Source organism: Halobellus salinus (assembly GCF_014646875.1).
GTDB lineage: Archaea > Halobacteriota > Halobacteria > Halobacteriales > Haloferacaceae > Haloquadratum > Haloquadratum salinum.
In genome coordinates this window covers 134,328-144,328 of record NZ_BMOC01000007.1, presented here as the reverse complement: position 1 = coordinate 144,328, position 10,001 = coordinate 134,328, and the positions used below count along the sequence as shown (strand labels likewise).

The following is a 10,001-nucleotide window of genomic DNA, read 5'->3' as shown; positions in this document are numbered from 1 at the left end:
CTCGTCTACAACATCAAACAGTACGTGACCCGCTGATTCCACCGCCGTATGGCGATTCAATAGAGCCGTAACCAACGTAACGTTGTTGAGGTCGCCGTCATCTCGCCGCCACACTTTGAACCGCTGGAGGTCACGACCACTCAGAGTGTTCAGGTTATCCAGACCCTCCACCTCAGTACACCAACGCACAAACTGGTTGAGCCGATAGTGGTGAGCTTGGATAGTTGCATCAGAGACTTCCTGCTTCCGCTGTTCGAGATACATCTCCTTCGCCTCTGCTGGCTCGATGGGTTCGAGATCGTCGTTCATAGTTTTCGGAACTCCGAGAAAACGATTCAGAATGAGTGTTTCACACGGACGCTCACATTCGGATATAGCCCTCCAAATTGAGCCACGCGACATAACCCTTTTCAGCGCCGGAACCGCTGTGTGCGGGCGATAGAGGCGCTGAGGTCAGCGGTTCAAATCCGCGTTGGCCCATCCCAATCCGACCCGGCGTCTTGCCGGACCGGAATTGGGCCCACAACTCTCCAGCCACCTAACTTCGTTCCCACGCATCCCAAGAGACACCTCGATTCGTCTTCTGTTTCGATGAGGCCTCGTGCGACGACGCTACCACCCGGATACGCTCGACCACACCTCTCGCGCACGCCACGAACCGCGTCGGCCCGTACGTCTCTGGCGTCTGTACCGAACTTGCCCACCGAGTCATTCGGCTTGGGTTTGACCACCGGGCAGCCGCTTGTCGAGTTGACCTGGGATATCGGGCAAGCTTCCATCCCGCGTCAACGTCTGTGCCCCGGCATACAGCGCGATGACCGACGCACAGAGCAGGTAGAAGACAGCGTCTCCGGACAGGCTGTCAAACACGGCAGGGACGTCTCCGGCAGCGTCCGCGATGCGGGGCATATTGTGCGACGCGTGGGCAACCATCACGACTGGCAACGCGCCCTCGGTGTTGTTGTACAGCCAGCCGAGAATGACCGACATAACGGTCGCATTCAGCATATACTCCCAGAAAACAGTGAAATCGCCGGTTCCAGTCAGGATCATCGGGACGTGCCACAGACCCCAGACGGCGCCGATCGCTACACTCGCGTGGAGCGCGCCGAATCGCCGCTGGAGACGGGGTTGCAGGAAGCCGCGCCACCCCAACTCCTCTACCGCACCGGCCAGAAACAGCGTGACACCGAAGGTGAATACGTAATCGCTGACCGGGGCGTACGGAACCACCACGTCGGCGCCGAGAAGCACCGCGACGATAGTCTCAGCTTCGGTCCCGAGCATCATAATGGCGATACCGACGAGGTACCAGTGGATACCGGCGCGCAGGTTGCGAAGTTGTCCGAGCCAGTCCCGAACGCTTTCATCGAGCAACCAGACGGTCACTCCTGCGCTGACCATCGGAGCCCACGCGTAGAGGATCGCTCCTAGCGTCGGGATCGCGGATCCGAACATCCTGTAGAGGGTCGCGAAGCCGAGGCCGGAGTAGAGTGCAAGCACAACGACGAACGTTCCGACAGGGCTGTCGGACGCTCGGTGCTTGAGTGCGGCACTCCGGCTCACTGTGGCTCTCCCGTGCAACGTGGTTCCGAACGAACGGCGAGTACGGCCGTTGTGCGTCGATTCCTGTCTGTCGATTCGCGAACCGGTGCGGTGACACACTCTTGTTGTGCGTCGCGGGGGGGTGTTTCGGTCATTGTTCCACGTGCAGCGAAACGGCTGGGTAGTGTAGATACGTGTGCCCAGGATTGTCCTGACGACAGACCCGCGAAGGTTTTATTACCGGCTCTTACCTTGACGACCGGCAGACTCCACGCCACGTGGTGGTGAGGGGAACCCGCGTCAGCACGCGCGCGAGACGACGCTGGGGGAGTCTGAACACCCTGCCGGTCGTGGCTTCGAGAGCCCGGATGTCGGTCGGGTGGTGACTGGAACGGAGGCGCAGTCGAGCGTGGTAGAGACTCTGTCACGTCGAAGGCCGGATCGATCGAAGGCACGGTCCTCAGCGGCCTTCGGTGGCGTTGAGCGGCTCGGAGGCCGGGTGTTCGTTTCTCTGTCGGGAATCGGCGGTACGGTGAGGGCCGCCGTCGCGTCAGCGATGGACGCGCCTCGACGCATCGATGTGGACCCGCTGTCAGCGTGTTTTCACGCCGTGGGCGGCGTGCTCGCGGGCGGGTACGAGTCTCCTCCGAGCGGACCGTGGCCCCGAGATCCATCGGTATCGACGACGAGCGGGTCGGTCGTTCGCAACCTGCCGGTACCGACGCGCACCGGCGCCTGCGGCGGTCGGCCGCTTGGAGTCGGAGTGTCGCTTCCGTGGTGGCTCTGGTCGATACGACGTGCCGATCGGTCGAGCCGCGATCGCGGCGTGCGCACCGACGGTTCGCCACCATCAGACGGCCTACGAGCGGAGTGCGGCGACCGGGTCGTACGCACCGTTGAGGCACACGCGGGCCAACCAAACGTTGACCCGCGCAAGGACGTTCAGTAGATTCAACCCGACCAGCGACACCACTGCCCCAAAGCCGGCGATCGCGAGGGCCTCAGAGAGCGTGGTCACCTCGCGGTGGCCGATCGTGATGACCGGTTCGAGCGTGACGAGGAGCCGGTTCCAGCCGAAGTGCAAGACAGGATGTATCTCGATGGGGCGGTCCCGCACTAACCCGACGTACAGCGAGGGATCCTCGTAGTAGAACGGCACGAACAGGAACGCACCGCCCGTGACGAGCGCCTGGAAGAAGACGACGAGCGCGACTGTCCCGACGACAAACTTCCCTGGGAGGTACAACAGCGCGAGCCACGTGCGCAGGTCGGTCCCGAGGTTCCAGACGCGCTCACGACGCGTCTCACCGCTGACCGACGGGCGGCCGCCCAACTCAACACCGAGCAACAGTGCGGTTACGCGCCGCTCTACGCTCCCGATTCCGAGGGCGACGCCCGCCGAGAGGGCAAGTATCGGACCCCCGACGATCACGATCAGGAGGCCGATACCGGTCGAAACCCCCACCGAGAATACGACGAAGTACGCCACTCCGAGCGGGAACGCGAGCAAAAGATACAGCAGGTTCAGGTAGGTCTGTGGGCGGAACGGAACGGTCAGGAACGACCGGGCCACGCCCGTGGTGGAGGTGTCAGCGAGGCGGCGCATCCACATTCGGCTGGCGAACGCGCTTGAATAAATGTTCGGGTCGAGTTGGCCGACCGCCAAGCGTGTCAGGGCGTCTTTGTCGGTCATCCCGGACTATCGGGTGTGAATCCGGGGGAATTTTGGGTGAACCGACACAGGTGTGGCACGATGAGTGACGGGCCGGAGGCTGACGTGGTCGACCTCCTCGGGGACGAGTACGTCCGGACCATCCTCACGGAGACGCGCGCCCGTCCACAGTCTGTCGACGCCCTGAGCGACGCCTGCGACGCCGACCCGTCGACGATCTATCGGCGTGTCGAACGGCTGGAGGAAGCCGGCCTGCTCACGCCCAACCAGCGGCTGGACCCTGGTGGCCACCACTACAAGGAGTACGGCGCAACACTCGAAGCCGTTCACGTATACATCGAGACCGAGGGGTACGATGTTGAACTCGACCGCACGGCCGACGAAGAACCCGCCGACCGGTTTACGCGACTCTACGAGGGGTTCAAATGAGCAGTTCCGGACACCTGTCGACGGAACTCGCCACCACGATTTCGCTCCAGACGGCGACCGGTGGGCCCGTCACTGTCGTCCTGCTCGTGTTCGTCGCGCTGTTCGTCGCGACGGTCCTGTCGGTGTATCTGGCGTTCCGGCTGTACCGGGGGTACCGCGCCGGCGGCGGATCCGCTATGCTGGGGCTCCTGATCGGCCTGGTCCTACTCACGACAGCCCCGTTCACGCTCCGGCTCGTCCTCTCGAACATCGGTCGAATCGACACGACGACCAGAGCGCTTACCGCCACGAGCAGCCAGCTCGTCGGGCTGTTACTCATCCTCTCCGTGGTGTATGCCCGTGATTGAACCCGCACATGTCCTCCTCGTCACGGCGGCGGCGACGGCGGTCGTCGGTGCGGTCGTCGCGTGGCTCGCGTATCAGGGGTACCGCCGCAACGACAGCCAAGCGATGCGGTTTCTGGCTGTCGGGTTGGTGGGGATCACGGTGGTGCCGTTCATCCTCAACTACGGGGTTGCCCCTGTCGTGGGTGTGAGCGACGCGACGACGCTGCTTGCGGTGTTGCTCGCCAACATCGCCGGACTGCTATCGATCCTGTACTCGCTGGACGGCACCTGACCGACGCGGGAGGGTCTCTCTGACGACCAGTCGGACGAGCAGTTCACTCACGGCTCGGACACTGTCGGCCGGCGCCCGCCCCGGTCCCAGTCCCGGAGTTCGAGCCTGGCGCCCCCCGCGACCGACGGGCCGACGCGCATCGTCGCGGCTGCGCCCAGGTCCTGTCCGACCCGACCGAGGTGGCCCGGACACGCCGACCGGAACCCGCCCGGTGACGATCGCTCCGCCCACGCCGTGCGGACGGCGGATAGCCATCTGTACTCGCCACCGCGCTCCCGCCACCGACTCCCCATCGCCGCCGCCCCGATGTGGGTATCTCGTCGACTCGGCGTTCGGTACGTACTCGCGCTGTCGCGACCAGAGGAGTATATATATATTCCGCCGGGTCGTCGACACAACAATCCGCGATTACGGTTCAAATGGCACGCGGTCAACGTCCGAGTGTGAAACGAGATATCACGAGGCGACGTCTGCTCGGTGCAGGTGTCGCCGCCGCCACTGCTGGTCTCGCTGGCTGTAGTAGCGCAACACCGTACGTCGGGAAGCGAATGGAAGGAGAGGAAACCGTCGCGCTGGCGGACGAAACGACGCTCTCGGTCACCGCCGGAGTGGGGGCGGTCTCAATCGTCGGTGAGGACCGCGACGACGTCCACCTGGAGTACGTCAAGAAGGCGACCGCCGCGATGGCTGACCTCTCGGAGTTGGTGCTCGATGTCCGGCGTGACGACGGACGGCTGCTCCTCGAATCGCGTTTCGAGGGCGACTCCCCGCTGTTCGGCGACCGACCAACGATCGATATGTCGGTACGCGTCCCGCGGTCGCTCGCCGTAGACCACGTCGAATCGAGCGTCGGTGATGTCACCGTCGAGAACGTTGCCGGCGACCTCACTGTCGAGACCAGCGTCGGCGACGTGACCGTCCGCGACGTCCGCGGGCACGTCGCGGTCGATGTCTCCACCGCGGATGTCGTGATCGAGGGGGTCGACGCGGTCGGTGACGTCACCGCCTCGACGGGTGACCTCGACCTCTCGGTTCCCGCGATCGACGGCGACACAGTGTTCTCCGCGTCGACGGGCAGCATCGTACTGGGGCTCGCACCGGATATCAGCGCAGATTTCGTCGCCAGCGCCAGCACCGGCGAGGTGACCGTCGACAACCTCCCGCTTGAGGACGGCCGCCGCGAGGAGTCGCAGGTCACTGGCGAACTCGACGGCGGCGGCCCCGACCTCTCCGTCACGACGACCGCCGGCGATATTTCCGTGTCGAGGCTCGACGAGACAGGTAGATAGTCCACTCGCGAAAGAACGCGTCGGGACCGACACCGGCTTGCCTCGCGAGGGTGCCGCCGCGGGATACCTCCATCGAGGTCCTCTCACCCCTGATACTGTCGGCTATAACTCCGTGAAGATTTTCGACACCCCGGGGTGTCGAAATACGTCACGCGACTATAGCCGACAGTATGAGGCGGTGGGCCTCCGCTTGCTACGTGTCACACTCCGTCTGCCCGCCCGCTATCCGCCGGACGGCGATTCAGTGATGATAAAACTTCTGCAGGCTTGTCACACTGACAGCCGTGGTCGTATTTATACACTCTATCCGGACGTTCGTCCACGTGTAGGACAATGATCGAAGCGACTCCCCGTGACGCCCTCCAACGGTTCGTCACCGCGCCGGTTCGCGCATCGACGTACAAACGACTCGCGTATCTGCTGCTCGCGTTCCCGCTCGGGGTGGTGTACTTCACCGCGTTCACCACCGCATCCTCCCTCGGAGTGAGCCTTGCGTTCACGCTCGTCGGCATCCCGCTCCTGATCGGGACGCTCGCTGCGACGACCGGTGCGGCCCAGCTGGAGGCGCGCCTCGCCGAGGAACTGTTGGACCGCGAGACGGCTCGACCCACCGCACTGCGTCAGTCGCTCGACACCGGTGACGGGTACGTCGTCGCAGTGCGGCGTTTCCTCGCAGACCCCACCACGTGGACCAGCGTCGCCGTCGTCCTCCTGAAGTTCCTCTACGGGGTGGCGGCGTTCGTCGTCACGGTCACCGGCAGCGTCGTCGTCCTGACGATGCTCGCGGCACCCGTCGTGTACGACGACCCGCAGACCAGCTACCACCTGGGCAGTTACGTCGTCTCCACCCTACCCGAAGCGTTCGCCGTCGCCGGGGGTGGGGTCGTCGGCTTCTGGGTTGTGTGCAACGTATTCAACGCGCTCGCCGCGGCTGGCGGCGTTATGACAGACGCGCTGCTCTCTGTGGGCCGAGACGCGGACGTGTGACAGGTCTCGGTATTGTGCGATACTATCAGTTATATTCGCGGACGACATTCCCGACAGACTTCGATATGAGCTCCACACAGTGGGCACATACGGATGAAATGGTCTAATACGCCGGTAAGCAGGCGCCTCAAACTGTGAGCTGAGATCCAACATCCGACTTGCCGACAACAGAATTGTTTGTATACCACAATACTAATGTTCGGACCCACCGTAGTCGTACGTATGCGCGTAGTGTACGCAACAGACCTGTCGGCGGCGATCGAGACGGCGATCGGGTCGCGGACGTGCCTGGAGTGTCTCGAACGGTACGGGATCGACGAGGTCGACCTCGTCACGGTCACCAGCCCGAACGTGACGACGGGGATGCTGGGCGCCGACGTGGGTGAACAAACCCGGAGAGCACTCGACCGCCAGCAGCGACTGCTGGAAGACGAGGGCTTCACGGTTCGGACACACGTTGTGCGTGGCACCCCCCACCGGCGTATCAACGGGTTGGCCGACCGCGTCGACGCCGCCCTTACTATCGTGGGGACACGTGGGCGGAGCCCGCTCGAACAGCGCCTGATCGGGAGCACGGCCCGGAACATCTCCCGGACGTCGGTGCGTCCGATCCTGCTCCAGCGGATCGTCGAGACAGAAACAGATGCGACCCACGAAGTCGCGAACGAGCACCTGTTTCGGCGCGTGCTGTACGCGACGGACTTCTCGGAGAACGCAGAGCGCGCCTTCGAGCAGTTCCACCGTCTGCAAACCGCGACACGGGAGGCGACGTTGCTCCACGTCGCCGCCCCATCGCGGCGGTCGAGCGGGGGGAGCGAGGGCGTCGGGAACGCTGAGGCGCGCCTGGCAGAACTCGCCGACGAACTACGCGCGATGGGTATCGAGACCCGGACCGTCGTTCGCGAGGGCGAGGCGGCCGAGGAGATCCTCGCTTCAGAGGCGGAGGTCAACCCGACGACGATCCTTATTGGGTCACGGGGTCGGAGCCGGATGCACCGGCTGCTGCTCGGTAGCACCTCCGAGCACGTGGTCGCGCGGGCGAACTCGAACGTCCTGCTCGTGCCCCCGCCGCGATGACGACGGCGTCCCGGTATCGGAGGAGGTCGCTATCGCGTCACACGCGGTCCGCCGTGGGTGACAACGCCGCTCCGGGCCGCTCTGTGGCCCCGGTTACGGAGAATCGAGGAGAAAGCCCCGTGCTTTGGCGTGGGGAGGATGTCAACGCACCAACGACCCGATCGGCGCGTCGCCGACGGTCGTCAGCAGGTCCGCCTCCTCGCCGGCGGCGAGCACCATCCCGTTGCTCTTGACGCCGAACAGCTCCGCGGGTTCGAGGTTCGCGAGCACCACAACCCGGGTCCCGGGCAGGTCGTCGGCGTCGTAGAACTGCTTGATTCCGGCGACGATCTGGCGCGTCTCGGTACCGATGTCGACCTCCAGCCGGACCAGGTCGTCGGCACCCTCGACGGGTTCGGCGACCTCGACCTCCCCGACCCGCATCTCCAGGTCCTGGAAGGTCTCGAAGTCGATCCGATCGCGTGCGGTCGTGTCGATCTCCGGGGCGTCGCCGAAGTCTCCGTCGTCGTCGGAGTCCGTCCCCCTACTGTCCGCCGTGTCGTCGCTCTCCTCAACCATCGCCGCCAACTCCGCGGCAAGCGGCTCGATCTCGTCGTCCTCGATCTTGGTGAAGATCTCGTCAGGGGAACTGAACTCCGCGGGTGGCGCGTCGAGCGCGGCGTCGATACCGGCGTCGTGAACCGACCCGTCCTCGCCGAGTTGGGTCCAGATGCGCTCGGCGCCCTCGGGGGCGAACGGCGCCAGCAACACGCCGACAGCTTTCGCGAGCTGGACGCAGTCCCTGATCACGGCCGCCCCGGCGTGGGGGTCGTCGTCGATCAGGTTCCACGGCTCGTTCGACTGAATGTACCGGTTTCCGAACCCCGAGAGCTCGTAAACGGCGGTCGCAGCCTCTGTCAGGGAGTAGTCGTTGATCGCCGCGGTGAAGTCGTCGACTGCGGTCTCGATGCGCCCCTGCACCTCGTCGCTGGCTGGCTCGTCTGCCAGCGGCGTCCCGTCGTAGTTGCGGTGCGCAAAGAGCAGCGACCGGTAGACGAAGTTTCCGATGTTGCCGACGAGTTCCTCGTTTGTGGTCTGCTGGAGGTCGCTCCACGTGAAGTTGATGTCGCTCTGGAAGTTCCCGGCCGTGATGAAGTAGTACCGGAGAAAATCCGGCGAGAAGCCGGTTTCGAGGTACTCGTCGGCCCAGATCGCTCTGTTCCGGGAGGTTGAGAACGCTTTGCCCTTCAGGTTCACGAACCCCGAGGCCATGATCGCTCGCGGTTCGTTGTATCCGGCGCCGCGGAGCATCGCGGGCCAAAACACCGCGTGGTGCTGGATGATGTCCTGGCCGATGACGTGGATTATCTCGCCGTCGTCGTGCCAGACGTCCGCCCAGTCGTAGGTGTCGGCGCCCACCCGCTCGGTGTACTGTTTGCTCGAGGAGACGTACTCGATCGGGGCGTCGACCCAGACGTAGAGCACGAGGTCTTCCTCGCCCTCGCCGGGGTAGTCGATCCCCCACTCCATGTCGCGGGTGATACACAGGTCCCGGAGGTCGCCCTCGATCCACTGTCGGGGCTGGTTCTTGGCGTTCTCGGTGCCTTCGAGCCGGTCAATCCACTCCCGGAGGTACGCCTGGAAGTCCGACAGTCGGAGGAACTCGTGGCTCCGGGTGCGGTACTCCGCGGGGTTGCCGGTCAGAGTGCTGGTGGGCGCTTCGATTTCGCCGGGTTCGAGGTGGCGCTGACACCCCTCGTCGCACTCGTCGCCGCGGGCGTGTTCCCCGCAGTACGGGCAGGTCCCCTCGACGTAGCGGTCGGGGAGGGGTTGACCGGCTTCGGGGTCCCATGCGACTTTGATGTCCTTCTCGTAGACGTGGTCGTTGTCGATCCACGAGCGGACGAACTCACGGGTGGTTTCGACGTTGGTGTCGTCGTGGGTGTGGCCGTAGTTGTCCCACTCGATGTCGAACCGGGGGAACGTGTCGGCGAACTCTTCGTGGTACCGCTGGGCGAACGCCTCGGGCGTCTCGCCGTTCTCGTGAGCGTTGACTGCGATGGGGGTCCCGTGCATGTCCGACCCGCAGACGAACGCGGTCTGTTGGCCGAGCGTGTCGAGCGCCCTAGAGAGCGCGTCGCCGGAGAGCGTCGTCAACAGGTGACCTAAGTGGAGGCTCCCGTTGGCGTAGGGCAACCCGCAGGTCACAACCGCCGGCCGTGATGTCGGATACCGTTCGGTGGTCATACCGGAAGCCACTCGTCGGGGGAAGGTAAAAATCCCGTTCCGCGAACGACCGAGCGGCCAGGCGGGGACCACAGCCTCCGGTGGCCGACCCAGTCGTTCCACCGTCGACCGTCACAGCGGAGCAAGGCGGAAGCCCACCACTTCACAGTGGTTGCTGA

General features: G+C 64.5%; 10 protein-coding genes. 6 read left to right on the top strand and 4 right to left on the bottom strand.

Going from position 1 to position 10,001, the window contains the following annotated elements:
• From IEX72_RS07565 to IEX72_RS07555, 3 genes are all read right to left on the bottom strand, one after another.
• A partial coding sequence (locus IEX72_RS07565) for a site-specific integrase (RefSeq protein WP_188786763.1) occupies window positions 1-309 on the bottom strand: 309 nt, incomplete at its 3' end.
• A 399-nt stretch (window positions 310-708) separates the two neighbouring features.
• Window positions 709-1,503, bottom strand: a complete 795-nt coding sequence (locus tag IEX72_RS07560; RefSeq protein WP_188786762.1) for a CPBP family intramembrane glutamic endopeptidase — start codon at window positions 1,501-1,503, stop codon at window positions 709-711.
• A gap of 901 nt (window positions 1,504-2,404) precedes the next feature.
• Window positions 2,405-3,238: a sensor domain-containing protein gene (locus IEX72_RS07555; protein WP_229663779.1), complete on the bottom strand. Its 834-nt coding sequence runs from the start codon at window positions 3,236-3,238 to the stop codon at window positions 2,405-2,407.
• 60 nt (window positions 3,239-3,298) lie between these two features.
• Between IEX72_RS07555 and IEX72_RS07550 the strand changes: the two genes are divergently transcribed.
• From IEX72_RS07550 to IEX72_RS07525, 6 genes are all read left to right on the top strand, one after another.
• Entirely contained in the window at window positions 3,299-3,646 is a 348-nt protein-coding gene (locus IEX72_RS07550; protein WP_188786761.1) for an ArsR/SmtB family transcription factor, read from the top strand.
• On the top strand, window positions 3,643-3,993 hold the full coding sequence (locus IEX72_RS07545; protein WP_188786760.1) for a hypothetical protein: 351 nt from the start codon (window positions 3,643-3,645) through the stop codon (window positions 3,991-3,993). The genes IEX72_RS07550 and IEX72_RS07545 overlap by 4 nt, the downstream gene beginning before the upstream one ends.
• Entirely contained in the window at window positions 3,980-4,264 is a 285-nt protein-coding gene (locus IEX72_RS07540; RefSeq protein ID WP_188786759.1) for a DUF7521 family protein, read from the top strand. The genes IEX72_RS07545 and IEX72_RS07540 overlap by 14 nt, the downstream gene beginning before the upstream one ends.
• A gap of 548 nt (window positions 4,265-4,812) precedes the next feature.
• A complete protein-coding gene (locus IEX72_RS07535) occupies window positions 4,813-5,553 on the top strand; it encodes a DUF4097 family beta strand repeat-containing protein (protein ID WP_188786758.1) in 741 nt (246 codons plus the stop codon).
• Between the two features lie 333 nt (window positions 5,554-5,886).
• The gene (locus tag IEX72_RS07530) at window positions 5,887-6,540 is read left to right on the top strand and encodes a sensor domain-containing protein (protein ID WP_229663778.1); all 654 of its coding nucleotides are present in this window, start codon (window positions 5,887-5,889) and stop codon (window positions 6,538-6,540) included.
• 222 nt (window positions 6,541-6,762) lie between these two features.
• Entirely contained in the window at window positions 6,763-7,617 is an 855-nt protein-coding gene (locus IEX72_RS07525) for a universal stress protein (RefSeq protein WP_188786757.1), read from the top strand.
• A gap of 141 nt (window positions 7,618-7,758) precedes the next feature.
• On the opposite strand, the gene metG is transcribed toward IEX72_RS07525, so the two are convergent.
• The gene (gene metG, locus IEX72_RS07520; protein WP_188786756.1) at window positions 7,759-9,843 is read right to left on the bottom strand and encodes a methionine--tRNA ligase; all 2,085 of its coding nucleotides are present in this window, start codon (window positions 9,841-9,843) and stop codon (window positions 7,759-7,761) included.
• Between the last annotated feature and the right edge of the window lie 158 nt (window positions 9,844-10,001).

Excerpts from the sequence above, each read along its gene's own strand:
- metG (WP_188786756.1), bottom strand. The coding sequence starts at position 9,843 with ATGACCACCGAACGGTATCCGACATCACGGCCGGCGGTTGTGACCTGC.
- IEX72_RS07530 (WP_229663778.1), top strand. The coding sequence starts at position 5,887 with ATGATCGAAGCGACTCCCCGTGACGCCCTCCAACGGTTCGTCACCGCG.
- IEX72_RS07550 (WP_188786761.1), top strand. The coding sequence starts at position 3,299 with ATGAGTGACGGGCCGGAGGCTGACGTGGTCGACCTCCTCGGGGACGAG.
- IEX72_RS07540 (WP_188786759.1), top strand. The coding sequence starts at position 3,980 with ATGCCCGTGATTGAACCCGCACATGTCCTCCTCGTCACGGCGGCGGCG.
- IEX72_RS07535 (WP_188786758.1), top strand. The coding sequence starts at position 4,813 with ATGGAAGGAGAGGAAACCGTCGCGCTGGCGGACGAAACGACGCTCTCG.
- IEX72_RS07545 (WP_188786760.1), top strand. The coding sequence starts at position 3,643 with ATGAGCAGTTCCGGACACCTGTCGACGGAACTCGCCACCACGATTTCG.
- IEX72_RS07525 (WP_188786757.1), top strand. The coding sequence starts at position 6,763 with ATGCGCGTAGTGTACGCAACAGACCTGTCGGCGGCGATCGAGACGGCG.
- IEX72_RS07555 (WP_229663779.1), bottom strand. The coding sequence starts at position 3,238 with ATGACCGACAAAGACGCCCTGACACGCTTGGCGGTCGGCCAACTCGAC.